Genomic DNA, 24,431 nt, shown 5'->3' on the forward strand with positions numbered 1-24,431 from the left:
GACCGAAGCCGGGTCTTTCCAAAAAGAGGATTGAGTGAGACCGGATGCCGTTCCAGTCCAGTCCTCTTGCCTTTAGTGAATGAGTAACTATCGGAGCAACTGCAAGGCCAGCTGCGGAGCCTGATTGGCTTGAGACAACATGGCTTGAGACGCCTGCTGCAAGATCTGGTTTCGGGCCAGGTTGGCGCTTTCCATAGCCACATCCACGTTTCGAACCCTCGATTCGGATGCCGCCGTGTTTTCCACGTTGGTGGCCAGATTCTGGGCCGTGTATTCCAGTCGGTTGGTATAAGCACCCAACTGGCCTCGGGCCGCGTTCAGGTTGTCAATCACGGTATCCAGGGTGCCAATGGTGGATTGAGCGCCCGCATGACTACTCAGTGTGCCCACCAGGTCTTCACTGGTTACATCAATCAAGGCGTCTTTAATATCCAGATCATCCGCCGCGCCCCCTTGATTGGCGGTAATTTGTAGCTCAATGCTGCCCGGGGTTGAGGAATCCAGCAAATGAATGCCGTTAAACTGAGCGGCCTGCGCCATTTGTGAAATCCCGGAAGACAACGAGTCATATTCAATTTGCATGGCCGAGCGCTGAGCGGTACTGTAGGTATCGTTGGCCGCTTGTACGGCCAGTTCCCGCATCCGCTGCACGGCGTCGGTGATCGATTGATAGGCCCCATCGGCGATGTTCAGCATGTTAATGCCATCCTGAACGTTATCCAACGCCTTTTGTGAACCCCGGATTTGCGCCCGTAATTTTTCCGATACTTGCAAACCAGCGGCATCATCGCCCGCCCGGTTAATACGGAAACCGGAAGCCAGCTTTTCCATGGTTTTACCCAGACCGTTGGTGTTACTCGTCAGGTAACGCTGAGCGTTCATGGACGAGACGTTGGTATTGATGACTAAAGGCATTGAAAAAACTCCTCTTCACTATTTACGTTCATTGCCGTTCTCAGGGGGCAGTGAGCGTAACGCTACAGCGATCATCCTGATCGCCGGGCCAGTACATGATGGATTGGGGGTGTGATTCGATGTGTGATTCGTGGAAGGAATGAACTGGGTCTCTCCTGCAGGGAGAGGACATTGGTGCTTGTTTCTCCTATCGGCGAACTACATCAAATACTTTAAGCAAAGGGCATAATCTACACTGAACGGAGGACACACCCTGCGTGGCATCTTAAATGCCAAAGCCCCGGAAATCCCAAAGGGAGAGGGGCAAAGACGATGGATACAAAGCCGTTGAATCTTGAGTACGCAATGCCCACTCTCCATCATTCAATGTCGTTTAAATGGGGGAAAGCCTTACAAAAGAAGGCCCCATCAAAAACGGAAAAAGGCCCGACCAAAGCCGGACCTTTTCCAGAAGGGGAAAGCTGCATTGAGAATCCAGTTTCCGCCATTCGTATTTGGGTTAATTACCGGAGCAACTGCAAGGCCAGCTGCGGAGACTGATTGGCCTGAGACAACATGGCCTGAGACGCCTGCTGCAAGATCTGGTTTCTGGCCAGATTGGCGCTCTCCATAGCCACGTCCACGTTGCGCACCCGAGACTCGGATGCCGCCGTGTTTTCAATGTTGGTGGACAGGTTCTGAGCCGTGTATTCCAGTCGGTTGGTATAAGCACCCAACTGACCTCGGGCGGCGTTAATATCATCAATGGCCGTATCAAGCAGTGCAATGGCGCTTTGCGCATCTGCGTGAGTACTCAGATCGCCACCGCCAATGGTACTTGAGACACTGGTAACATCAATCAGGGCGCTGCCAATATCCAGCTGATCCGCATCCCCGCCCTGATTGGCGGTAATTTGCAGATTGATGCCACTGGCGGTGTCGCTACCATTCAACAGGTTAATGCCGTTGAACTGGGCCGCTTCCGCCATTTGGGTAATCCCGGAGGCCAGCGAGTTGTATTCAATTTGCATGGCTGATCGCTGAGCGGAACTGTAGGTATCGTTGGCCGCTTGTACGGCTAGTTCCCGCATCCGCTGCACCGCATCGGTAATGGATTGATAGGCCCCATCGGCGATGTTCAGCATGTTAATACCATCCTGAACGTTATCCAGCGCCTTTTGTGAACCCCGGATTTGGGCCCGTAATTTTTCCGATACTTGCAAGCCAGCGGCGTCATCCCCGGCCCGGTTAATCCGAAAACCGGAGGCCAGCTTTTCCATGGTTTTACCCAGACCGTTGGTGTTACTCGTCAAGTAGCGCTGAGCGTTCATGGACGAGACGTTGGTATTGATTACTAAAGGCATAAAACACTCCTTTGATTCATCAAGAATTTAAATAAACGTTTCATCACCCGTGAAGGTCACGACACGTCTGCGCCACTCTCAAATCCATTGAGGGCAACGCTGTTTTTCGTGTGTTTGCTGAGTTGAATTTCGTGTGTGTGTGAATGAAGTAACCCGGCACTTCCTGCGGCCTTTAATCAGCTGAGGCAAATACCTGTAAAATTCCTATCGACACACTAGACCAAACACTTGAATTCTTTGCCAAAAACTCGTTCAAGTAGAGGAGAAGTGGGTCGTATTTCATGAGCGAAGCCACCCTGAAAACTCGCTGTAGATTGACCTTAAGCGACTTTAAACAGCAGGTGTCATCATTTCCTGCAACCGCAGGAGACGATATTATTTCTCTCGGTTCCGTGATCTACATCAATTCATTGAAACCCAAAAGCCCGACCTGGGCCGGGCTTTTGGAGGGAGCTGGAAAACGAGGGTTTCTGGAAGCCGTTCCAACGCCAACGCTTTCCGTGAGTGAAACGTTATCCTCTGAGCAACTGCAAGGCCAGCTGGGGGGCCTGGTTGGCTTGAGACAACATGGCCTGAGAGGCTTGTTGCAAGATCTGGTTTCGGGCCAGGTTGGCGCTCTCCATCGCCACATCCACGTTTCGCACCCTCGATTCGGAAGCCGCCGTGTTTTCCACGTTGGTGGCCAGGTTCTGGGCGGTATATTCTAGTCGGTTGGTAAATGCCCCTAACTTGCCTCGAGCGGCGTTAATGGTATCCAAAGCCGCGTCCAAAACCGCGATAGCACTTTGGGCATCATCGTGAGCGCTTAAATCGCCAGCCACCACCAAACCACTGGCAGTCATATCGGCAAGTGCGCTACTAATATCCAGTTGATCGGCGTCGCTGCCTTCGTTGGCTGTAATTTGCAAATTCAGTCCACTGGCCGCATCCGTTCCGTTCAACAACTGAATGCCGTTAAACTGGGCCGCTTCCGCCATTTGGATAATGCCTGAGGCCAAAGAGTTATATTCTATCTGTAATGCTGAGCGCTGAGCGGAACTGTAAGTATCGTTGGCCGCTTGAACGGCCAGTTCACGCATCCGCTGCACGGAATCGGTAATGGCTTGATAGGTGCCATCGGCGATGTTCAGCATGTTCATGCCATCCTGAACGTTGTCTAATGCTTTTTGAGAACCCCGGATTTGGGCTCGTAATTTTTCGGATACTTGCAAACCAGCGGCGTCATCGCCTGCCCGGTTAATCCGGTAACCGGAGGCCAGCTTTTCCATGGTCTTGCTCAACATACCGGTGTTATTGCTTAAATAACGCTGAGCGTTCAGGGAAGGGGTGTTGGTATTAATCACTAACGGCATCGTAAAAACTCCTCTTTAAATAGGGAGCAGCAATTGACGTGAACCCGGAATATCTCCGTGTTACGCTGCGTCTCGGGTAAATCCGTTACCCTGGCGCTAAATTACTAACTCTATTTCGTATCACTCACTAAAGGGCTTAGCGAACCCGAGTGTCTCACTCAAACACTGTAGTTTCGCTTACAAAAGTGGTATCGGTGCTCTACATCGAAAACTTGAAGAAACCCACCCAGATTCCTCCAGCCAGAGGAGGCCTGTCCTCCTCCAAACCGGGGAGAACATCGCTAAAAGCGTTATGGGCATTGGCTTTCAGAATAGGGGCAAAATCAACCCAGGTCCCCTCTCCCTATGGCCCTCAATCCCATTCCCTCCACCACACGCAGTAGACCAAATCAATCAGAGACGGGGGCCCTTAACCCTAAAAGGCTCCAGACCGAAGCCTGAAGCCTTTTATTCCAGATGAAACCACGACGGTGTCTACCGTTTACCTTTTTTTATCGAAGTAGACTCAATGCGATTTGGGGACTTTGATTGGCTTGGGCCAGCATCGAAGAGGCCGCCTGTTGCAGAATCTGGTTTCGGGCCAGGTTGGAACTCTCCATGGCCACGTCTACGTTTCGCACCCTCGATTCGGATGCCGAGGTGTTCTCAATGTTGGTGGCCAGGTTCTGGGCAGTGTATTCCAGTCGGTTGGTAAAGGCGCCTAAACGACCTCTGGCGGCGTTAATATCATCCAGCGCGGTATCCAGTGAGGCGATGGCGGACTGGGCTTCGGCGTGACCACTTAAATCAGCGCCAGAAATAACACTGGTAATATCGTTCACATCCAGCAAACCACTGGCAATGTCCAAGCTGTCCGCATCACCGCCCTGGTTGGCTGTAATTTGCAAATTAATACCACTGGCCGCATCGCCATTTAACAAATTAATGCCGTTAAACTGGGCCGCTTCCGCCATTTGGGTAATCCCGGAGGCCAGCGAATTATATTCCGTTTGCAACGCCGATCGCTGGGCAGAACTGTAAGTGTCGTTGGCTGCTTGCACTGCTAGCTCTCGCATCCGTTGCACGGCGTCCGTAATGGTTTGCATGGCCCCGTCGGCGATGTTCAGCATGTTCATGCCATCCTGAACGTTATCCAGCGCCTTTTGAGAGCCCCGGATTTGGGCCCGTAATTTTTCGGATACCTGCAAGCCAGCCGCATCATCCCCGGCCCGGTTAATACGAAAACCGGAGGCCAGTTTTTCCATGGTTTTGCTCAAACCGGTGGTGTTGTTGGTTAAATATCGCTGGGCGTTCATGGCCGCTACGTTGGTGTTTACAATTAATGGCATGATATTCTCCTATTCCGTAGATTTTAAATAAACCCTTTTTCCCGATGAAGCCCGAACAAGTCCATTGCCGGGCCTCATCGGATTACCCGCTCATAGCTTCAGAGGCGAGAAGCGTTTACTGATTCAGTACATGAAGGTATTCAAATCAAGCCAGCCTTATCGAAGCAGACTTAACGCGATTTGGGGACTTTGGTTGGCCTGGGCCAGCATCGAAGAGGCCGCCTGTTGCAGAATCTGGTTTCGGGCCAGGTTAGAACTCTCCATGGCCACGTCTACGTTTCGCACCCTCGATTCCGAAGCCGAGGTGTTCTCGATATTGGTGGCCAGGTTCTGGGCGGTGTATTCCAATCGGTTGGTAAATGCCCCTAACTTGCCTCGGGCGGCGTTAATGGTATCCAGGGCGTCATCCAGGGTTTCAATGGCCGATTGCGCTGCGCTATGCGTATCCAACGCCACAGTGGAGCCAATGCTCAATCCCGAGTCAGCGGTCATATCCGTCAAAGCACTGCTGATATCCAAATCATCCGCATCACCACCCTGGTTGGCCGTAATTTGCAAGGTAATGTCAGCACCGCCACTTAACAGGTTAATGCCGTTAAATTGAGCCGCCTGAGCCATTTGGGTAATACCGGAAGCCAGAGAGTTAAACTCGGTTTGTAACGCCGAACGCTGAGCGGTACTGTAAGTGTCGTTGGCTGCTTGTACCGCCAGCTCCCGCATCCGCTGCACCGCGTCCGTAATGGTTTGCATGGCCCCATCGGCGATGTTCAGCATGTTAATACCATCCTGAACGTTATCCAGCGCCTTTTGTGAACCCCGGATTTGCGCCCGTAATTTTTCCGATACCTGCAAGCCAGCCGCATCATCCCCGGCCCGGTTAATCCGGTAACCGGAGGCCAGTTTTTCCATGGTTTTGCTCAAACCGGTGGTGTTGTTGGTTAAATATCGCTGGGCATTCATGGCCGCTACGTTGGTGTTTACAATTAATGGCATTAATTTTTCTCCTATTCCGTATGTTTTGAATAAACCCTGCTTACCGGTAAAGCCAAAACAACTCCATTGCCGTGGCCCTGCCGGATTACCCGCCGAAACTCCTGAATCGGGAAGCGTTTATTCCGTGTGCGTAACTCGGTTTAAATCAAGCTGCCTTATCGAAGCAGACTCAATGCGATTTGGGGACTTTGGTTGGCCTGGGCCAGCATCGAAGAGGCCGCCTGTTGCAGAATCTGGTTTCGGGCCAGGTTGGAACTCTCCATGGCCACGTCTACGTTTCGCACCCTTGATTCGGATGCCGAGGTGTTCTCAATGTTGGTGGCCAGGTTCTGGGCGGTGTATTCCAGCCGGTTGGTAAAGGCGCCTAACTTGCCTCGAGCCTCGTTGATATCATCCAGGGCGTCATCCAGTGTGGAAATGGCTGTTTGAGCGCTGCCGTGAGATAACAACGAACCCGCCGTATCCACGCTGGTAATATCCAGCAGACCGTCTTTAATATCCAGATCATCCGCATTACCCCCCTGATTGGCGGTAATTTGCAAATTCACTTCGCTGGGGGCTGAGCCATCCAGCAGGTGAATACCGTTAAATTGTGCCGCTTGGGCAATTTGAGTAATCCCGGAAGCCAACGAATCATATTCGGTTTGCATGGCTGAACGCTGAGCGGTACTGTAGGTATCGTTGGCCGCTTGCACCGCCAGTTCCCGCATCCGCTGCACGGCATCGGTAATGGATTGCATGGCCCCATCAGCGATGTTCAGCAGGTTAATGCCATCCTGAACGTTATCCAGCGCTTTTTGTGAACCCCGGATTTGGGCCCGTAATTTTTCCGATACCTGCAAGCCAGCCGCATCATCCCCGGCCCGGTTAATACGAAACCCGGAGGCCAGTTTTTCCATGGTTTTGCCCAAGCCGTTGGTGTTGTTGGTTAAATATCGCTGGGCGTTCATGGAGGCGACGTTGGTATTGACAACTAATGGCATTAATTTTTCTCCTATTCCGTTGGTCCAGGATCATCCGTTCCGTGCGCCGGTTAGCGTGGGCCATTCCATTGCCGTTGCCCGCCGGAATACCCGAAAAGTGTATACATGCCGGGAGAAAGGGTGTCCTAATGGGTGTGATTCATGAACTTTGCGTGCTTGAAATGTGATCCAGTACTCTGAGAAATCTCCACCAATCAATGGAGAGATATGCTTGAACCTCCTATCGGTGATGGAGGTTAAAAACTTTAAGGTTTGTCTTGAAAAACTTTTTAAGCCTCAGGGCAAAAATCTGTTAAGCCTTAATAGCATTGAATTTAAGGCAGTTTACATATATTTATAAAATCATGAGGATATCACTCAACTCAAAAAAAAGCCCATCCCCACAATTAGGGAAAGGCTGCTTTTCGTTGGAATATCCCTCTACTTATTCCCGAACCCTAAGTTTCATCAAGCCATGGCCAAAATCGCCTGGCATCATTGTTGAAAAACCACTCACCCGAATGAAACCCTATAAAAACACGCTGGCCCGAAACACTCATTCCCACAAATCTCAGGCTCATTGCTATATCCGCCATTGTCCGTAACCATAAGGATTTACAGACACTCGCGCCCCTTGAAAGGGAGCCTGCACCCGGGGCGCGATGGCGGCAGCCGTGGCCGGATCCTCCAGCGGCTTGCCTTGCGCCGCAAACCCACCATAAGACTGAAACACAGTTTGCCCTTGCTGAGGCTGAGAAGGCTGGATTTGCCGCAATTTCTGTTTTTCGGCCTCTCCCTTGTTGAACCGAGATTTGGTTTGTTGATAGGCAATCAGGTTGATACCCACTCCACACACCGCTGCCCCCAGGGCAAGGGAACCAACATACATGCCCGGCCCATGCAACTTGATCATTTTTTTGGCAGTTTTTGCCGAAATTATTTTTTCCAGTTGCAACTTTTCAACGCCTTGGGCAAACGCGTTTTTGCCTTTTGATAAATCCAGCTTTAAAACACTTTCCGGGGTGGTCCCTTTTTTCCACATGGCTTTCAACATGGATTTTTCGCCACCCAAATCCAGCATATCCAGGTTCAGTTTATTCATGCTGACCCGTTTTCCCTGGGTATCCTTATAAAAAGGAACTCGGGCCAACCCCTTGGCCAACAAGTTACCGGCCACCGCTTGCCCAAACAGCAAGTATGGAATTACCACAGACAGCCGAGTGGCCTGCTCTTTAAACTCTAATTTGTCACGGGCCGCATCTAAATAACTAGCCAGGCCCACCATCACCAACAAACCCTGAAACCCTTTATGGGTATCAAACAAAGAGTTTCCAGAGCTGTCAAAATTCAGGTAACGCAATGCCTTTGGAATGGTGTACTGGGTTTTATTCTTCAGCAACGTGGTCACCAGTTTAGGCATAGCCAAACCAGCCCCGATGCTGGCCAGCCAAAAAGCCCCAACCTGTTTTCCCCGTTTACTGGCCTTGGCCACCGGATCATCTTCGCCAGGGGCAATCTGCGTTCTGGAGCTTTCCAGGCCCGCCACACCCGTGAAATTGGTGGTGTGAAATTTTTTGGCGGTAATCACATTTTTCCAGTGCTGAACCATGTATTCAAAGGCGAACGCACTGCCCAAGGCACCTACCACAGCCCCGGATTTGGCACCCAGCAAGCGGGTTTTCACTAAATCCGAAGAGACGTTCTTGACGCCTAAATCCTTCCAGCTGCGCCCAATTTCCTTATAATCCAGCCCTTGAAGCTTTGCGATTAAGGCACCCATAGCCGTACCCACCACCGGGATGGTGAAGTAAAAGGCCCCGTCTTCTACAAATTCAAGAAAGGTGTCCTCAAAAAACTGAATTTTATTAACTTTCTGGGCGCTGGTGTTCTCCTTGTCGCCCTGGGCATTTCGCAATAGGCTGACCGGGGCCTTGGGCAACCAAACCCCAACGGTATCCTGGGCAAACTGCCGCAACGCTTCCGGCGTAATCATGCCAGAAACCACAGACATAGCCCCTCCAAACTTGGGTTGGCTCAATGGTTTGGGTTGTGGATGCGGCATTGGCTGGGACATAACGGAAAACCCTCAAAGTCGAATGCTTTTATAAAACCGGAACCAACAAAAAAACCGCTGACCCTTTGTATGGGAGGTCGGCGGTTTCGCTGTATCGGGTTAAAACTGGTCTTTAGGTTTCTTCACAGCGTATCGGCCCACTCTCCCGAAGGATAATGGGACACATAATCATCACAATGGCGAAAATGGTGAAGAATTCCATCAGCTCGTTTTAAAAAACCTGTCTTCAATATTGTTTAAAACTTTGGGGCCACAGGGGCTTTTAAAGTTCCATTCAGATTACCCCATCAAGCCATTCTGTCAACCCTGCGTGTGCAAAACCGTTACAAAAGGAAAGGGGCTCGGTTGATCCGAGCCCCGTATATCGTTTGTTGGAAAAACGAAACTTGTCTCCAAGCGTTTCGCCAACCGCCCTGGCTTACTGTTGCAGTAGTCGCAACGCCAGCTGAGGCGTTTGGTTGGCCTGCGAAAGCATTGCTTGCGAGGCCTGCTGGAGTATCTGATTTCGAGACAGGTTCGAGCTTTCCATCGCCACATCCACGTTACGGATTCTGGATTCAGAGGCGTTCAGGTTCTCGATACCGATAGAAATATTATTGGCGGCGCCTTCCAGTCGGTTCACCACCGCACCCAGTACGCCCCGCTTGGCGTTTACCGAGTCAATGGCGTCATCAATCTGGCTCAACAAGTTTCGAGCCGCATCGCCGCTGGTAATACTGGAAGCCAGAGCGCTACCGTTCCACCCGGTTACACCCAGCGTTTCGGCTTTAGAATCTCCCAAAGCGCTGGCGATATCAATCTGATCGGTGGTTTCGTTGTTGGCGCCTACTTGCAAAATGAACTCACTGGGGCTGGCGCTGGATAACAGATATACCCCGTTAAACTGGCTGGCAAAGGACAAACGGTCAATATCGGTGAGCAGCTGGACAATCTCAATACCCATAGCCGAACGTTGAGCGCTGTTGTAGGTATCGTTCGACGCTTGAACGGCGAGTTCACGAATCCGTTGCAAGCTATCGGTAATGGTTTGCAAAGAACCATCGGCGATGTTTAAAACGTTGATACCATCCTGGGTATTATCATAAGCTTTCTGGGAGCCCCGGATCTGAGCCCGTAATTTTTCGGACAATTGCAGACCGGCGGCGTCATCTCCAGCCCGGTTAATCCGGTAGCCGGAAGACAGTTTCTCCATGGTCTTGCTCAGCATATTGGTGTTCATACCCAAGCTACGCTGTGCGTTCAGGGAGGATACGTTGGTGTTAATCACTAAAGGCATTTGAAATCTCCTTTTTCCTGTAAATCCTCAGGCGTATCGTGAGCCGGGAATCCCTTCCGAGCATCACAAGCTGACTCCCTCAATACGGTTCAGGGTATGGGGGTCAGGTGAGGACTGGTTACGTACGGTAGTTTTTCCAACAATTTGCTTATGGAACCGTCGCCGTTTCTATAAGCGCTTGCCAACACTCTCAGTTGGCTTACATACGAGGTATCGGGTCAGGCCGAATCAAACTTGATAGTTTCCCCGCAAAACTCCGCCTTTTGCGGGACCGCCCTTTCTCGCTTAAAAATTAAAAAATCCAAGCCCCGACAGCCTTTCAGGCCCAATCCTCGCTTTTCGATTCTCACCCGTTTTCTACATCAAACAAGGGAGAACCACCGCCATTTCCGATCTTTCACGGTTGCCACCCTGCCTCCTATAACAAGCCAAAGGCCCCTCTCACGCGCAATACATACTATAATAGAAGCTGTGGGCAGTTTGAGTCAGGGTCAGTCATGAGCAGTTCAATATGAGCGAGCCAGCCCCCAAGGGGTCACCGGCACACCCGTTGCCTCACCGGCTTGATTGCTGGGCCATTTTGGGGCGGGCCATTTCGCTGTATAGCGCTCACTGGCAAGCATTCACCCGCGTATTGCTTTGGCCAGTGCTTCAAATCGGGCTGGGCGTTTATATCAGCCAAACCCTTAGCCTACTGGTAATAACGATCAGCGAACCTATTCTGCATGACTATTGGTGGCTCATTCTGGGCGGGTTGTTGTTGATGGTGGGCTTTGGTCTTTTTTTAATGTTCAGAGGCGCCTGGCAATACGCGGTGTATTGGGCCAGCCTATGCCGCAACGCCTGGGAGGCGGATCAGGGCCTTCCCCTGGATTTTAAAAACGCCTATCAAAATATCGTGCGGGAGAAAAAAGCCGGTTATTTAACGCTGAGCGGCACCTATTTCAGTTTGCCCCTGCTGACATTTATGCCGGTTCTCCTTTTTTCCTTGCTAGGCTCCATGGTGGGGCCCAGCGCTTTGGAGGTGCTTTTTTTAGCAGGCTTTTTGCAAAGCCTGCTTTTAATGGCAGTGTGGTTGTTCAGCCTCGTTCCGCTTAGTTTTGTCTTTCAAATCGCCGCTTTTGAAAAGGGGATTCCAATCAACCCCCTTCCCATTTTCAGGCTGAGTTTAAAGTTAACCCTCAAGCGCTTTTGGTCGGTTTTGAGCCTGCAAATGCTGGTGTTCCTGATGACCAATTGCCTGATTCCCCAACCTTTAATTTGGCTGGCCCGTTTCACCCACGCAATAACCCCGCTGGACTGGATACATCAACAACTGATTCAAACCCTGCTTTCAGGCAATCCCTCCCTGTGGCGGGAAATGCCATGGCCGGGGGGATCGATGCTTTCCGATCCCTCCATCACTCAAATGCTGGTTCATACCCTCAGCGATCTCTGTCTATCCACCTTCATTACCCTGTTGCTCCTGCCGTTGGGAACATTCATATTCACCCTTCTTTATAAGGATATTCTCAAATGCGATCGATCCAAAAAAACCTGGGTCGGCATTTAAGGGCATCTGCGCGAGTAAACGGGATCAACGCATTAAACAACCGGGTAACCCTTTGGGATGCACTCAATGTAAATATATATTTCAATTTTCCACTTTGGCCCTTCAGAAATGCCGGGAGCGATCGAAATCAATATTATCAAAGCAATTCATCAAATGTCTCTCCCCTATAAATTTCAACAAGGCGCCTTTCTCTCAGGCGCCATTTTTATTGAGTTCCGTTTTTATAAGAATGAAGCCTGTTCAACTAGGAAAGTAGGCTTAAACAATTTATAGTGTAAATACATAACCGTGAAGCAAGCAATAACGATGAAGCACCTTGATGTCTCCCATCATTCTATGATCCGAACCGGGTCTGTTCTCAAAATCGGGCTGATTTTGGCCTTATCTTTCGGCCTCAACCACTTGGCCCCCGCAGAAGACCCATTAACCCCGCTGGAGGAAACCCTTTTTTCTCACAGCTACCCCAGTGAAAGCCAAGCCCAGCGGCTGGAACGCCTTGAAAAAAGCGTTTTCGGAGAAGCCCAGAGCGGCTCTGAAGCCAGCCGAAAAGCCAGATTGAACACGGTGTTATCCAACGCCGTGAAACGCCCCCTGGCCAACCAGCCAGTACTAACGGATCCACAGGCCGCAGGGGATAGCAATCCTCCTTCATTTCAAAACGCAAATGCAGCCGCAGCCCCTTCCACAGAACCCCCTGATGCCACCAATTACCCCACCGTGGTGGCCTTGGAACGCCAGGTATTTGGCAGGGATTTCATTCGGGATGATGTGCGCACCCGGCTGGATCGACTGGAGAAAAAGGTGTTTGGCCAAGCCGATTCCCAAAGCGCCATGGCCGACCGGGTGGATCGCTTATTGGCTCGCTACCCCAATGTCACACCCGAGCAGAATGTAGCCCCGCAAGTGGTCAACGTCAGCCCAGCCCTGCAAAACCTACCAGATGACGCCAGCCAGTTTGCGGGCGGCAACCGGGACATTTACAGCAAAATGGACGCCTTGGAGCGTCGTTATTTTAACGGACGCAGCACCCCCAACGCACTGCTCACCGAACGGCTGGATCGGGTGGAGCAAACCGTGTATGGAAAAAACTTTTTGGGCGAATCGGTGGACACTCGCATCAATCGGCTGATGGCCCAGCATACAACCCCCAGCAATCGCGCCAACCCCTTGGGCAACAATAACCGACCGGACATTCAGAACCGCCCGCCCCTTCTGCAACCGGCCATGGGAGCGGGGCCGGTTATGATGCCCTCTGCCTCCAGCAACGGCCCATCGGCCCGCCCCCAGAATATTCAAACCGGGGGTGGGTTTAGCAGTAACAGCACTCATACCTTCAGCCCGGAAATGATGTCCATGCTCCCCCCCCAGGTTCGAAACCAAATGGGGACCAGTGGCGCAGGAACCCAAATGGGATCGTCAGGATCAGTCTCTTCTTCAGGCTCGGTGGTCATTGAGCGACAAACCATGGGTACACCCGGTTTTCAGCCTTATGGCAATGCGCCCATTCAGCATTATAACTATTACGGAAATCCGGGCATCCAGACCCAAAGCCAAACCACCACCACGGTCATTCAGCCCAATGGCAATCAGGCCATCTACAGTTATGGGGCCAGCCCATCCAACCCCAATAACCCCAACGGGTTGCCCAATGCGGCCTATGTTGGCAACCCCGCTTTTGTACAAAGCCTGAACCAGCTGGAAATTCAGGTATTCAAACAAGTGAACACCGTGGAACCTGTTCCCATTCGCTTAGGTCGACTGGAAAACACCCTGCTGGGTCAAATGTATGTAGGGATGCCCGAACAACAGCGGCTGCAGAATCTGGAAAAGACCTACCGCATGCAGGCCGTCAGCCAGTTGCTGAAACAAAATCAGGGGGCAGGGGTAAGCCGTGGGGTGGGCAGTGTGTTTCTGGGGGTGCCACTGAACGGAGCCAATCCCATCAACCCCATGGGGTTGCCTCAGCCCATGCCGCTCAATCCGGGCATTTTTGGACGCTGAGCGACCCAACAGCGCTGAACGCTAGCCCACCAGCAGCGGTGCCAAGGCTTTCACCAACCCCAAAATTTGCGCTTCCGTATGAGACGCTGACAGGGCAATCCTCAGGCGTCCCGTTTTTGGCGGCACAGTGGGGGGGCGTATCGCTTGCACAAAGTATCCCGCCGCCAGCAAGGCGTCACTCACCCGCAAAGTGTCCACACTTTCACCAATTAACACTGGTACAATGGGGCTTTGAAGCGGTACTGAAATCCGATGGGTCAACCCTGCGGCAACCACCGCCCGCTGCAAGGTGGCCATGTTCTGCCACAAACGCTCCCGCTGCGTAAAATCGGACTGAACCAGCTTTACCGCAGCTAGGGCGGCGCCTATGACCGGCGGCGACTGGGCGGTGGAATAAATAAAGCCTCTGGCGTGATTGATCAACCAGTCAATCAACACCCTGGAGCCTGCTACATAGGCCCCCGAGCCACCCAGTGCCTTGCTGAAGGTGCCCATTTGCAGGGCCACCCGCTCACTCACCCCAAACTGTTGGCAAAGCCCACTGCCAGTGGCCCCATACAAACCGGTGGCATGGGCTTCATCCACCATAACCAAGGCCTGATAACGCTCAGCCAAAGCCACCAGCCCCTTCAAATCCGGGAAATCGCCATCCATGGAAAAAACACTGTCGGTCACTATCCATTTGCGAGCCTGAGGCGGGGCCTTGGCCAGCTTCTCTTCCAGATGCCCCAAATCCAGATGCCGATACCGGCTCCAGCGGGCCTTGGAAAGCAAACAACCATCCATCAGGCTGGCGTGGTTGAGACGATCGCAAAATACCCAGTCTTGCGGCCCTAAAATGGCTTGCAAAATAGCCACATTGGCCTGATAGCCAGAATTGAACACCAGTGCCGCCTCCGCTTTTTTAAAGCGGGCCAATTCGGTTTCCAGTTCAACCACCAAAGGGTTGGTGCCGCAAATCAACCGGGAAGCAGCGCTGCCCGTCCCGTACTGCTGAACCGCCGCTATGGCCGCCGCCTGAAGACGGGGATGGTGGGATAGGCCAAGGTAATCGTTACTGCTAAAGTTAACGGCCAGACGTCCATCCACCCGCACTTGGGGGCCACCCACATCGATGGGAATAGTCTCCACGGTTTTACAGCGCCGCAGCTGCCCCTGTTGGGCCTTTTGTTTCAATTCGGCGGCGTAACTTGATAAAAGCAATGAGGATTGCGAATACTCCATGCTATCGAGAATAGCAAAAACAAATAAAGCACAGTTCGGTTGCTCAAAGTTCGCCCCCGGAAATTAAAGATTAAAGCAAGCCGAACGATAATAGAGAAAAGAAGACTTGACTCAAGGAACGGTTGAATGCCCCCTCTCCCCAAACCCTGGAAACGGTTCCCCGGCTTTACGCTGGCCGAACTCCTGATTGCCCTGGCGATTTTAGGGGTCATCGCCACATTTACCGTTCCAAAAATCCTGAATGCCCAACAGGATAGCCGCAAGAAGGCAGTTTTCAAGGAAACACTGGCAGCCCTGTCCAACCTAACCTATGAGGCGGCCAGAGAAGGTTCGGTGACCAACGCCACCACCGAATGGAGTTATGTGCTAAATAACCTGAACTACGCCAAAATATGCGATACCAATCTCAATGATCAAGGATGCTGGGCGCCCCCATTGGCGAATAATATCTATGGCTTTGTTTTGCACAACGGGGCCGCCATTATCAGCTTTAACGCTGCACCGTTTCCTAATGAATCGCTGCAAATTGACTGGAATGGGTTGGAGCCGCCCAACATCGCAGGAGAAGACATCCTTGCGATTCAGGTTTGCTTTCGGGGCGGCGAGCTTTGCCCCAACCCCTCAACCCCTGGGCAAATTTATGTAACGCCAGGTAGCGTCTACGAAACCCTGTACCAATCTATCTTTGAATAATCAGGCTTTGTAACCAATGCCATCGAATAGAATACAAACGCGCCGCCGAATGCCGCCAATGGCCCATCCATGCGACAAACGCCCCAATCGGCGATCAGGGCGTTTGAGATTTTAAACCAGAGGAAGAGGGCGCTTAAACGGAAATCACTTCCGTGACGCCGGGAATGTACTGCTTGAGTTGCTCTTCAATACCCATTTTCAGGGTGTAGGTAGAACTGGGGCAAGTACCGCAAGCGCCTTGCAAGCGAACCTGAACCACACCTTCACTGGTTACATCAATCAGTTCCACATCGCCGCCATCGGCTTGCAGGTAAGGACGCAGCATGTTCAGTACTTCCTGCACCTTTTCCTTATCAATCAGGATTGGCTCAACGGCAACCGCATCGGTGGACGGATTTTGTAAAGTCTCTTCCATGAGTGTGCTCCTTGTCATCAGTTGAGATAAAAAACAGAAATTGTTTGGAAAAACCGGATATTTAAACCCAGATGCTTAAACCCCAAAAGACGTTCCGCAACCGCAGGAACTGGTGGCGTTGGGATTAATAAACTTAAACCCGCCATCCATCAGCGCATTGGAGAAATCAATTTGCATGCCTTTAATGTAAGGCACCACCATGGGGTTCACAAAAAAGGAAATACCGTGAAATTCCAGCACCATATCGCCTTCAACGGCTTTTTCAGCGGGCTGAATGTCGTATTGAAGGCCAGCGCAACCGCCACCCACCACCGCAATGCGGATGCCGGTATTGGGGGAGTCCTTTAAAACTTCACGGGCCTTGGCCGCAGCGGCCTCGGTCACGTCAATAATAGCGCCAGTCGGCACGGTGGGTTGCTCAGCGATTTCAGCCATGGAATTCTCCTTGCCAAATTGGGGATCCTGATTAAAGGATAACGTAAACGTCAGGGTTTTTCAACGGGAATCACCATGAACCAACCGTTTAAACCACACTGCCGCCATCAATGGTAATAATTTCGCCAGTCATGTAGGTGTTGCGATCAGACACCATGAAGGCGGCGAATTCGGCCAACTCTTGTGGCCTGCCCATGCGCCCCTTGGTGCACCACATCTCATACACGTCCTTAAACTTGTCGGGTAAAGAATGACCCAAATCGGTGTCAAAAATACCAGCGGCAATCCCGTTAACGGTCACGTTAAAGGTACCGGCCTCTTTGGCCAGACACTTGGTAAAGCCAATAACGGCAGCCTTGGTGGTGGCATAGTGAACCGAGGTAGGTAAAGCCCGAATGGCCCCAATGGAGGTTAAGTTCAGAATATTTCCGCTGCGCTGGCGCAACATTTGCTTAAAGAAAGGCTTGGTAATGTAGTAAAGCCCGTTCACGTTGGTGTTTACCACGTTCATCCAGGCTGCTTCAGTGGTGGTTACAAAACTATCCGCTTTATTAATGGCGGCGTTGTTTACCAGAATGTCCACCCGGCCAAATTCAGCCATAATATCGGTGACCATTTGCTTAATGGCAACCTTGTCCACCACAGACACCTTGAAAGCCATGCCCTTGCGGCCATGTTGTTCAATGCGGCGCAAAGTGTCCTGTGCTTCTTCATCGTTAGAGTGATAATTAAAGGCCACATCAGCGCCTTCGCGAGCGAAAACCTCGCACAGGGCTTTGCCCAAACCACGGGAACCACCGGAAACAAAGGCTTTTTTGCCTTCTAGCAATGCGCTCATTTATGTACCGCAAACCTTTCTGCCAAATCCAAATATAGAGAGAGAGACTGAGTGGAGAGTATATCTAAAAGAAACGCTAGGCCAAAACCGGCTGTTCCATAAACAAGGGTTCCTGAATGTAGCGCAGCACATCTCTGGCAATTTGATCCGAAGCCCCCGGTTTACCGTGCAACCCGGCAGCCTCTCGAAGCGCTTGATACCGGCCTGGTGTTTCTAGCAGTGATTTTATCACAGACACAATCTGCCCCGGATCGCTTAGCATCAGCGCGGCCCCGGTACTGGCCAGAAAAGAAGCCGTTTGAAGCTCCTGAGGCATGGGCTGAGTGACCGCATCGGCAATAATGGGCAAACGACAACTGAGGGCTTCAAAGGTAGTAAGCCCGCCCATTTTGGAAACCATAATATCAGAGGCGTTCATCAGGCTTTCAATTTCAGTGGTATAGCCCACCACTTTAACCGGAAAACTGGCCGATTCAGCAATTTGCTGAGCCGATTGCTGCAATTGCTTATTTTGACCCGCCAGAAACAGAACCTGAATAGGCAAAGACTCCGTGGCGCAACCCGATACCAGCGCCTCGTAAATACGAAACACATTGCCCCCACCAATCCAGCCAGCGTTCAAAAACAAGGTGAACCGATCGGCCTCCAACCCTAACTGGCTGCGAATTAATCGCTTTTCGAGATCGGTGACCGGCTGAAACTTGGAATGTACCGGCATGCCCACCACCTGAATTTTTTGAGCAGGCACGTCAAAGTCAATCAGCTGCTGGCGGGAGAACTCACTGGCCACATAATAACGCCTCACATCATCGCAAGCCCAACCGTTCCAAAACCCATGATAGGGATCGGTCACCACCGTGAGCAGGGGGATTTGATCCTGCAACCCCATGCGGCGCAAGGCGTAAGCAAAAAAGTGCTGGGTCATGGGGTGGACCGAAACCAGAATGTCCGGCCTGATTTTCTCAAAAACCCGCTCCGCATAGCCCATGGCGCTTTTAAACATTAAGCGGGATTCGTTGGGACGGAACTGATTGACGGCGTGAAAATAATACTGCATCAGATCCTGATGATCCCGCAGCAAAAAATTATAAAAATCGGCGGCTTTTCGGCTTAAATAATGGGCCTCTTCAAGCACCTGGGTGGTTTTAACGAAAACATGACCTGATGAAACCCGAACCAAACTGTTTTCCAGCGCACTAGCGGCGCTACGGTGTCCACCACCGGTATTGGATGTCAGTATCAGAACATTTTGGGCAGCCATACCTTTAAAGGGTTACTCATGGTTCGGTAAAGGTTCAGTTCCGCAAGCCAGAACCAAAGTGGGAGACAGCAGCATTGTCGTCTGTTCCTCGCCCAGAGTCAAGGAAAACGCCAAGCCAGATCAGCCGATCCAAAGAATTTGTAACCATGTTTGCCGCGCTTTGAAATGAAGTGGAGGCTGAAAAAAAACAGGGCCTGAATTCAAATTTTTCCAAGTTTTTTCCTTTACTAAAGTAAGAAAAAGCAATCTCTTCCTATATTACCAAGGGTACCATTTTTATACTTAATAAAAGTAAAACCACAGCCTGAAAAATGTTTTTAAAATTTCAAATCAAATAAGTTCCAACCCGGCATCGCAATTGGTGGCAGGGGTGGTTCGACCCGAAAACAGCAAAATGGGAGACTGTAACGGGCTTCCCTTTTCTTCAATAGGAATCCAGTAGTCCTTAACCAGTACTTCGGCAATGCCTAAACGCTGAAAGCCAAAACGCTCCAGCGATTCCAGCCCTTTTTTGGAAAACTCATAGCAGTCCACGTAAATAGTGGCCCCACTGGTGGTTAGTAACACTTGCTGAGCGGCGTAAGTGACCATATCCTGATACGCGCTTTCCCAACCGGGACTGGCGATGACACTAATGGTGAACGCCTTGTAATCGTGAGTCAGTACTTCCACCGATGCAATCAGGCAGTCTCGGGCCATATCCTGCACCACCCAGCGTTTGCTGAAAACGCCCCGCATTTTTTCCAGCAAGCGAAAGGGCAAGGGACGATAAAAATCCTGCCATTTTTTTTCCAGGCAAACCCGGGCTTCCACCGGCAACATATCGTTATACAGGGCGGCCAACTTGCCGCAATCGGCATTGGTGCCTTCTCGCAAGCCTTCCAGAGACATGGGCGACAACTTCAGGTTGGCGGGATTGCGATGCACAAAATAATGCTGTCGGGCGCAACGACGAAAGCCGCAAGATTTTAAAAGCCCCAAGCCGGTGCTGTAATGCTGGTCCACATAAGCCAGAAACGTTTGTACCCCATCCCCACCGTAACGATTGGTCACATAGTGAATCAGCTGGGTACCCACATCATAAGACGAAGAATCCGGGTCCAGAATCAGATGATCAATTTTCCAGCGGCGAGAGTGTCGCCCGTCCCGGCTAAGCCAAATCATGCCCAGTACCTTGTTATCGGCCACCGCTACAAAAATAGCGGGCATAAACTGCAGGGTCAGTGGCAACAACTGGCTGAGCCGATGCAGTGGAATATAGAGCTGCTGCATTTTTTGCAGCAACGAGTACTCAGACTCCCGATCGCTGTAGCGATTCAGGAGGGTCAGCACCTGCCGTAGCTCGCCGGGTCTTAAAGCCCTGATTTTAATCATTGTGCTATGATTCTCAAGTAATACTCTCCCCCATTATAATAGCCCTTTGCCATCCTGGCGGACGCTTTTTTAACTGGAACGAAATAATCCGATGGCTACCAAAGACAAAGCAAGCAAAAAACAAAACAGTCTGATTGTGAACAACAAGAAGGCCTATCACGAGTACCATGTGCTGGAAACCTTTAAAACCGGCATTGTACTGACCGGAACCGAAATTAAATCGCTCCGCTCAGGCAAAGTCTCCATGAATGACAGTCACGCCCGCATTCAAAATGGCGAGGTTTTTTTGTATGGTCTGCAAATCAGCGCTTATGATCAGGGTACATACAACAACCATCAGCCGGATCGGGTCCGAAAACTGCTACTGACCCGCCAGGAAATCAAAAAGCTGATTGGCAAAACCAAAGAATCCGGCCTGACCCTGATTCCCCTGAAATTATTTTTTGAGCGCTGTTGGGTTAAAGTGGATCTGGGCCTTTGCAAGGGCAAGAAAACCCACGATAAACGAGACGCCATTTCCGAAAGAGACAGCAAGCGGGAAATTGATCGGGCTATGAAACACGGCAACCGCTAGCCAAAACCTGCTAGCATTCGGGTCAATCTCCTCCCTTTGCTAAAGCTTATGGGTGAGGTGCTTTGCGCTGTGAACCGGTAAAATTGATAGACAGGTTGGGGCCAGTTGTAACAACTGAGCCATCGTAAAGCGTGAGCGTGAATGTTAATACCAATGGCCACTCAGCCGCTTTGGATTACATTTCAGGACCAGCCGCCCTATTCAGCGTATGAGCAAGGAGACAGTTTTTTATGCCTCCCAGATCCAGACCCGGGGAAGTTCCCAAACCCATTGTGCGAAAAGACAGCTTCGGTTGCCTGCCGCTGAACGCCTTTACCGTATCCTGCCTTCATCAGGGACACGCCGACTGCCTGATTGGATTTAGAGACAGCGAGGAAACGCTGGCCTTTAAAAATCGAACCTCGTTACAAGTGAGCCAGGGGCAAAATAAAATAACCATTCCGCTAGCCGGACGGTTTTTCAATGGCTTGAGCGATGCCCTGTACCGGGGCCATCTACCGGAAGTTTTATTGGCCGCCCCTTCTGCTGACCTGCTGCCCGACTTTTTGGCGGATATTACCGAGTATATTGAAAAACTGGCCAAGCTTGGCTTTTTTATGCCTCGCAAGCAGCTCATCCAGCGGGATGCCGTGGCGGAACTGATTCCCTGTATTGCTTTAACCGGTGGGGGACTACTGTTTAGCCGGTTTATAACCGGATTAATGGCTAGCCTTCGGGGCTTGCGACACGAGCACCCCTCTATTGATGAAGAAACCTGTCTGCGTATTTTAGGACGTTTGGTGAGAGGCTTTGTGAGCGATGAGAGTCATCAGGCCGGAATATCTGATACCACGGCGGGAAGCGTCCTGTCACTATCCCCTTTCCCTCAGGCCCTTCGCATTGCGGGCGGCGATTTGTGGACACAAAGCACCATTCAAACCGTATTGGCGGCCCATGGATTAACGGTTAGCGTGGAAAGTCAGGGGCAAAACACCCCGGAACGGCTAGAATTTCAAAACGCCCTCTGGCGGGTTTCTCACGTGATTTTACCCAATCTGGTACAGCAGCAGTTGCTAAGCGAAACCGAGGCCCAAGCCCTGGCCCCCCAAATTCAAGCCGGAATATGGACCATTGGGGTAAAACGCGCTGCTTTGGGTGAATTTGAAAAGCCAGAGCAACCTAAAATCAGCCCCAAAAGTCAGTCTAAAGGCGCTACCAGCAAAGCAGCGCACAGCGGGGCTAGTAAACCGGCCCCTTCGGCGCTGGGCTGGGGAGACGTGGCCATTATGGCAGGGCTGAACGGCTACGCCAAAGAATTAAACCTGCCTGCCGAAAGCCATTTGTTTGAAACCCTGACCCAACAACTGTTAACTTTCTGTCAGCAAGAGTAACGACCCGGCCAACCTTGAAAATATCCAGATTCATTAAAAAACCGTGGCTCAGCCTGCTTTTTTAATGAATCTGGCGGGCCATTTGTTTGGCTTTTATCAAGGTGTTGAAAGAAACCAGAATAGAAGGGTAGTTACGCTGACTTTCCAGCGTGCAGCCTCGACATTCAAGGGCCTTACCCACCTGTTCCCGGTGATGGCGGGCTTTTTCCCCTTGCCAGAGGGTTTGAAAATTAAAGTCCACATCATTTAAATTACCAAAAGACTTGTTGTCTCGCTGACTGTGGGCAAATTCCTCACAGCCGCTTACATCACCCTCGCTGCTGATGTAAGCCCCTACGCTGCCCGCTTTGCAACAGAACTGGGCTTTCTCTTCCAGCACGGTACGACGGTTTTCCGCCTGGCTAATCAAATCCGCCGCCGATTTTAAGGCCCCATCCTCCGGGGTGCTGGTGTGGTACAGAAACTTAAGGCGACCCGATAACACGTCTTCTTTGACCTGTTGGGTAATTTGCAGGTATTTGGCCTCAAATGGCTCTAAATTACGCTGGGCGCGACGCTCCACAAAAGACGGCATCTGGTGCTCGCTCATCTGCACACTTTTACGCATCAGGTTCAGATTCCACTTATCCGGCTTCAGGACATCCCGCACCATCAGATACCAATCGTCCATCACCTCTACATTGGCCGGAGAGCACACCGTGCAAAGCTGAATATCCAGCTGATTGTATTCATAACGCTGCCGAATGGCCTTTAAGGCTTCCATAGAGTCAATGGTGTTCTGCCAGGCATCCCAAGTGCTTGCCTTGGTGTAGCGAATGGCGTTATTGGCATCTTTAGGCCCTTCAACGCTAAGGCTCCAGGTTAAATGCAGGCCGGGGCATGTTTGCATAATGCGGTGGGTAATCTGCAACAGCAGCTCAGGCTTCCAGGCGTTGGAAATAATGTAAACCGATTGCACCGGGGTCAGCCGGTAAGCGGCCTCAATAATTTCGGGAAGATTGCGGTTCAGGGTGGTTTCACCGCCAGAATACACAATGACATTCAAATTTTTGCCAATGGAGGCGTAGGTTTTCTCAATTTCTGGCAAACCCAACTCGTTGGTTTTGGCGTTAAGCGTATCGGCAAACGAACAAAACCCGCAGCTATAATTGCAACGGGTGGTCACAATATGGGTCAGCATCAGCGGATCAGGAGCCTGATTGAGCATTTGGGCCGCAAAACCACGCATAATGGGCAAAAACAAGGTCCGATCGGTTCGGGATGGAATCGGATCAAAATGATCGCGATGGAAAACCGAAGGGTATTGACTCAGATTGACGCCAAGCAAGGCCAAACGCTTGGCGTTTTCCTCGTCGGGCGTGAACTGAAATGTCCGCTTTTTGTCAGAGAGTAGGGTTGCCATTATGACTCAGAATCCCTTTGTAAGGTCTTTGGCATGGTACCTTCGCTGTAAGCCCTTTGATTCAATATTGTTTGAGAGGTAAAGACCGGGTTATCAATCCAGTGTTATCAACCGTAACACCCAAGCCGGGTACCTGAAAAACCGCAATGATACCCTATGACTGAGAGGTTGCTGGAAACAAACCAGAACGTTAATTCCTTTATAAAAAACAAGGGAAAAAGGTTCTGACAATTTCCAAGGTTCAGGTTGTACTTTTTATAGTTTACTCCAACTCCTGAGCCGGATAAAGGTTTTAACGCAGAGGGAAAAAGAAAATCAACCCTCAGCCCCCCACACCGGCCCCCTGTTTTTGGTGAATAATGGCCTGAATAGCCTGAAGACAGGTTTTCAAATTTTCGTTAACCAACACATAATCAAACTGATCCTGCAGGGTCATTTCGTGGCGAGAAAGCCTCAAGCGGTTCTCAATATCAGGCTCCGCTTCCGTTCCCCGGACCCGCAAGCGACGTTCCAGCTCTTCAAAACTGGGAGGGGCAATAAATAAAAGGCAAGCCGCCTCAAATTTACGCTTAACCTGCAACGCCCCCTGCGTTTCAATTTCCAAAAGCATATCTCCCCCATTACTGAGGGTTTCTTCGACCGCTTGGCGGGGTGTGCCGTAGTAATTGCCGTTGTACTCCGCCCACTCCAGCAACTCATGCAGGATGGGATCGGGCTGGGCCTGGTCATGAGCAATCATGGCCTCAAACTCGGGGCGGGTTTTAAAGTGATAGCTAACCCCATCGGTTTCTCCGGCCCGCATAATCCTGCTGGTGGCGGATACAGAAAGCCTTAAACGGGGTTCAGCCTCCAGTAATAACTGGCACAAAGAACCTTTGCCAACCCCGGAAGGTCCGGTAATAATATAAATTCTACCTGGAATAGTTGGGTTCATCGCAGTGGGGTCGTCCATATGGGAAACATCAACTCAGCCAGACCGTTCGCAAACGATCCCGCTTGACGATGGTGCGTAAAGCCCATCGAGGCTTATAATAATAACGTAAGCCCCA

General features: G+C 51.1%; 21 protein-coding genes. 5 read left to right on the top strand and 16 right to left on the bottom strand.

The window, feature by feature from the left end; all coding sequences use genetic code 11:
• Positions 1 to 87 precede the first annotated feature (87 nt).
• The 8 genes from ACEW81_RS01755 to ACEW81_RS01790 all read right to left on the bottom strand — a co-directional run bounded on the left by ACEW81_RS01755 (position 88) and on the right by ACEW81_RS01790 (position 10,243).
• The gene (locus ACEW81_RS01755) at positions 88 to 915 is read right to left on the bottom strand and encodes a flagellin N-terminal helical domain-containing protein (protein ID WP_373531243.1); all 828 of its coding nucleotides are present in this window, start codon (positions 913 to 915) and stop codon (positions 88 to 90) included.
• A 503-nt stretch (positions 916 to 1,418) separates the two neighbouring features.
• The gene (locus tag ACEW81_RS01760; protein WP_373531244.1) at positions 1,419 to 2,258 is read right to left on the bottom strand and encodes a flagellin N-terminal helical domain-containing protein; all 840 of its coding nucleotides are present in this window, start codon (positions 2,256 to 2,258) and stop codon (positions 1,419 to 1,421) included.
• Between the two features lie 512 nt (positions 2,259 to 2,770).
• Positions 2,771 to 3,610 (bottom strand): flagellin N-terminal helical domain-containing protein, encoded by an 840-nt coding sequence (locus ACEW81_RS01765; RefSeq protein ID WP_373531245.1) that lies wholly within the window; start codon positions 3,608 to 3,610, stop codon positions 2,771 to 2,773.
• Positions 3,611 to 4,101: 491 nt separating this feature from the next.
• Positions 4,102 to 4,938 (bottom strand): flagellin N-terminal helical domain-containing protein, encoded by an 837-nt coding sequence (locus ACEW81_RS01770; protein ID WP_373531246.1) that lies wholly within the window; start codon positions 4,936 to 4,938, stop codon positions 4,102 to 4,104.
• A 156-nt stretch (positions 4,939 to 5,094) separates the two neighbouring features.
• Entirely contained in the window at positions 5,095 to 5,931 is an 837-nt protein-coding gene (locus ACEW81_RS01775) for a flagellin N-terminal helical domain-containing protein (protein ID WP_373531247.1), read from the bottom strand.
• 155 nt (positions 5,932 to 6,086) lie between these two features.
• Complete coding sequence (locus ACEW81_RS01780; protein ID WP_373531248.1) at positions 6,087 to 6,914, bottom strand: flagellin N-terminal helical domain-containing protein; 828 nt, start codon at positions 6,912 to 6,914, stop codon at positions 6,087 to 6,089.
• Positions 6,915 to 7,476: 562 nt separating this feature from the next.
• Entirely contained in the window at positions 7,477 to 8,967 is a 1,491-nt protein-coding gene (locus ACEW81_RS01785; protein ID WP_373531249.1) for a hypothetical protein, read from the bottom strand.
• A gap of 418 nt (positions 8,968 to 9,385) precedes the next feature.
• Positions 9,386 to 10,243, bottom strand: a complete 858-nt coding sequence (locus ACEW81_RS01790; protein ID WP_373531250.1) for a flagellin N-terminal helical domain-containing protein — start codon at positions 10,241 to 10,243, stop codon at positions 9,386 to 9,388.
• A 511-nt stretch (positions 10,244 to 10,754) separates the two neighbouring features.
• Here ACEW81_RS01790 and ACEW81_RS01795 point away from each other — a divergent pair.
• Positions 10,755 to 11,795, top strand: a complete 1,041-nt coding sequence (locus tag ACEW81_RS01795; RefSeq protein ID WP_373531251.1) for a hypothetical protein — start codon at positions 10,755 to 10,757, stop codon at positions 11,793 to 11,795.
• A gap of 306 nt (positions 11,796 to 12,101) precedes the next feature.
• A complete protein-coding gene (locus tag ACEW81_RS01800) occupies positions 12,102 to 13,796 on the top strand; it encodes a hypothetical protein (protein ID WP_373531252.1) in 1,695 nt (564 codons plus the stop codon).
• A gap of 21 nt (positions 13,797 to 13,817) precedes the next feature.
• Here the strand turns inward: ACEW81_RS01800 and bioF are convergent, their stop codons facing one another.
• Positions 13,818 to 14,999: an 8-amino-7-oxononanoate synthase gene (bioF, locus tag ACEW81_RS01805; protein ID WP_373531253.1), complete on the bottom strand. Its 1,182-nt coding sequence runs from the start codon at positions 14,997 to 14,999 to the stop codon at positions 13,818 to 13,820.
• Between the two features lie 147 nt (positions 15,000 to 15,146).
• On the opposite strand from bioF, the gene ACEW81_RS01810 reads away from it, so the two are divergent.
• Positions 15,147 to 15,713, top strand: a complete 567-nt coding sequence (locus ACEW81_RS01810; protein ID WP_373531254.1) for a type II secretion system protein — start codon at positions 15,147 to 15,149, stop codon at positions 15,711 to 15,713.
• A gap of 133 nt (positions 15,714 to 15,846) precedes the next feature.
• Here ACEW81_RS01810 and ACEW81_RS01815 read toward each other — a convergent pair whose 3' ends face one another.
• The 5 genes from ACEW81_RS01815 to ACEW81_RS01835 form a co-directional block, all read right to left on the bottom strand.
• Positions 15,847 to 16,071, bottom strand: coding sequence for a NifU family protein (locus ACEW81_RS01815; protein ID WP_373531362.1), 225 nt, complete (start codon positions 16,069 to 16,071; stop codon positions 15,847 to 15,849).
• A gap of 132 nt (positions 16,072 to 16,203) precedes the next feature.
• Positions 16,204 to 16,563 (bottom strand): HesB/IscA family protein, encoded by a 360-nt coding sequence (locus tag ACEW81_RS01820; protein WP_373531255.1) that lies wholly within the window; start codon positions 16,561 to 16,563, stop codon positions 16,204 to 16,206.
• An 88-nt stretch (positions 16,564 to 16,651) separates the two neighbouring features.
• Positions 16,652 to 17,401 carry an SDR family NAD(P)-dependent oxidoreductase gene (locus tag ACEW81_RS01825; protein WP_373531256.1) on the bottom strand — a complete coding sequence of 250 codons (750 nt, stop codon included), beginning with the start codon at positions 17,399 to 17,401 and terminating at the stop codon, positions 16,652 to 16,654.
• Between the two features lie 76 nt (positions 17,402 to 17,477).
• Positions 17,478 to 18,662, bottom strand: coding sequence for an MGDG synthase family glycosyltransferase (locus tag ACEW81_RS01830; protein ID WP_373531257.1), 1,185 nt, complete (start codon positions 18,660 to 18,662; stop codon positions 17,478 to 17,480).
• A 330-nt stretch (positions 18,663 to 18,992) separates the two neighbouring features.
• Complete coding sequence (locus tag ACEW81_RS01835; RefSeq protein WP_373531258.1) at positions 18,993 to 20,036, bottom strand: GNAT family N-acetyltransferase; 1,044 nt, start codon at positions 20,034 to 20,036, stop codon at positions 18,993 to 18,995.
• 91 nt (positions 20,037 to 20,127) lie between these two features.
• On the opposite strand from ACEW81_RS01835, the gene smpB reads away from it, so the two are divergent.
• A complete protein-coding gene (gene smpB, locus ACEW81_RS01840) occupies positions 20,128 to 20,610 on the top strand; it encodes an SsrA-binding protein SmpB (protein WP_373531259.1) in 483 nt (160 codons plus the stop codon).
• 230 nt (positions 20,611 to 20,840) lie between these two features.
• Positions 20,841 to 21,980 carry a hypothetical protein gene (locus tag ACEW81_RS01845; RefSeq protein ID WP_373531260.1) on the top strand — a complete coding sequence of 380 codons (1,140 nt, stop codon included), beginning with the start codon at positions 20,841 to 20,843 and terminating at the stop codon, positions 21,978 to 21,980.
• A 61-nt stretch (positions 21,981 to 22,041) separates the two neighbouring features.
• Here ACEW81_RS01845 and ACEW81_RS01850 read toward each other — a convergent pair whose 3' ends face one another.
• Together ACEW81_RS01850 and gmk are read right to left on the bottom strand one after the other, a co-directional pair.
• The gene (locus ACEW81_RS01850) at positions 22,042 to 23,382 is read right to left on the bottom strand and encodes a radical SAM/SPASM domain-containing protein (protein ID WP_373531261.1); all 1,341 of its coding nucleotides are present in this window, start codon (positions 23,380 to 23,382) and stop codon (positions 22,042 to 22,044) included.
• Between the two features lie 322 nt (positions 23,383 to 23,704).
• Entirely contained in the window at positions 23,705 to 24,334 is a 630-nt protein-coding gene (gmk, locus tag ACEW81_RS01855; RefSeq protein ID WP_373531262.1) for a guanylate kinase, read from the bottom strand.
• Positions 24,335 to 24,431: the final 97 nt, after the last annotated feature.

It is taken from the genome of Vampirovibrio sp. (assembly GCF_041737375.1).
GTDB lineage: Bacteria > Cyanobacteriota > Vampirovibrionia > Vampirovibrionales > Vampirovibrionaceae > Vampirovibrio.

Excerpts from the sequence above, each read along its gene's own strand:
- ACEW81_RS01825 (WP_373531256.1), bottom strand. The coding sequence starts at position 17,401 with ATGAGCGCATTGCTAGAAGGCAAAAAAGCCTTTGTTTCCGGTGGTTCC.
- ACEW81_RS01810 (WP_373531254.1), top strand. The coding sequence starts at position 15,147 with ATGCCCCCTCTCCCCAAACCCTGGAAACGGTTCCCCGGCTTTACGCTG.
- ACEW81_RS01755 (WP_373531243.1), bottom strand. The coding sequence starts at position 915 with ATGCCTTTAGTCATCAATACCAACGTCTCGTCCATGAACGCTCAGCGT.
- gmk (WP_373531262.1), bottom strand. The coding sequence starts at position 24,334 with ATGGACGACCCCACTGCGATGAACCCAACTATTCCAGGTAGAATTTAT.
- ACEW81_RS01775 (WP_373531247.1), bottom strand. The coding sequence starts at position 5,931 with ATGCCATTAATTGTAAACACCAACGTAGCGGCCATGAATGCCCAGCGA.
- ACEW81_RS01785 (WP_373531249.1), bottom strand. The coding sequence starts at position 8,967 with ATGTCCCAGCCAATGCCGCATCCACAACCCAAACCATTGAGCCAACCC.
- ACEW81_RS01790 (WP_373531250.1), bottom strand. The coding sequence starts at position 10,243 with ATGCCTTTAGTGATTAACACCAACGTATCCTCCCTGAACGCACAGCGT.
- ACEW81_RS01830 (WP_373531257.1), bottom strand. The coding sequence starts at position 18,662 with ATGGCTGCCCAAAATGTTCTGATACTGACATCCAATACCGGTGGTGGA.
- ACEW81_RS01800 (WP_373531252.1), top strand. The coding sequence starts at position 12,102 with ATGAAGCACCTTGATGTCTCCCATCATTCTATGATCCGAACCGGGTCT.
- smpB (WP_373531259.1), top strand. The coding sequence starts at position 20,128 with ATGGCTACCAAAGACAAAGCAAGCAAAAAACAAAACAGTCTGATTGTG.
- ACEW81_RS01780 (WP_373531248.1), bottom strand. The coding sequence starts at position 6,914 with ATGCCATTAGTTGTCAATACCAACGTCGCCTCCATGAACGCCCAGCGA.
- ACEW81_RS01820 (WP_373531255.1), bottom strand. The coding sequence starts at position 16,563 with ATGGCTGAAATCGCTGAGCAACCCACCGTGCCGACTGGCGCTATTATT.
- ACEW81_RS01795 (WP_373531251.1), top strand. The coding sequence starts at position 10,755 with ATGAGCGAGCCAGCCCCCAAGGGGTCACCGGCACACCCGTTGCCTCAC.
- ACEW81_RS01850 (WP_373531261.1), bottom strand. The coding sequence starts at position 23,382 with ATGGCAACCCTACTCTCTGACAAAAAGCGGACATTTCAGTTCACGCCC.
- ACEW81_RS01765 (WP_373531245.1), bottom strand. The coding sequence starts at position 3,610 with ATGCCGTTAGTGATTAATACCAACACCCCTTCCCTGAACGCTCAGCGT.
- ACEW81_RS01835 (WP_373531258.1), bottom strand. The coding sequence starts at position 20,036 with ATGATTAAAATCAGGGCTTTAAGACCCGGCGAGCTACGGCAGGTGCTG.
- ACEW81_RS01760 (WP_373531244.1), bottom strand. The coding sequence starts at position 2,258 with ATGCCTTTAGTAATCAATACCAACGTCTCGTCCATGAACGCTCAGCGC.
- ACEW81_RS01845 (WP_373531260.1), top strand. The coding sequence starts at position 20,841 with ATGCCTCCCAGATCCAGACCCGGGGAAGTTCCCAAACCCATTGTGCGA.
- ACEW81_RS01770 (WP_373531246.1), bottom strand. The coding sequence starts at position 4,938 with ATGCCATTAATTGTAAACACCAACGTAGCGGCCATGAACGCCCAGCGA.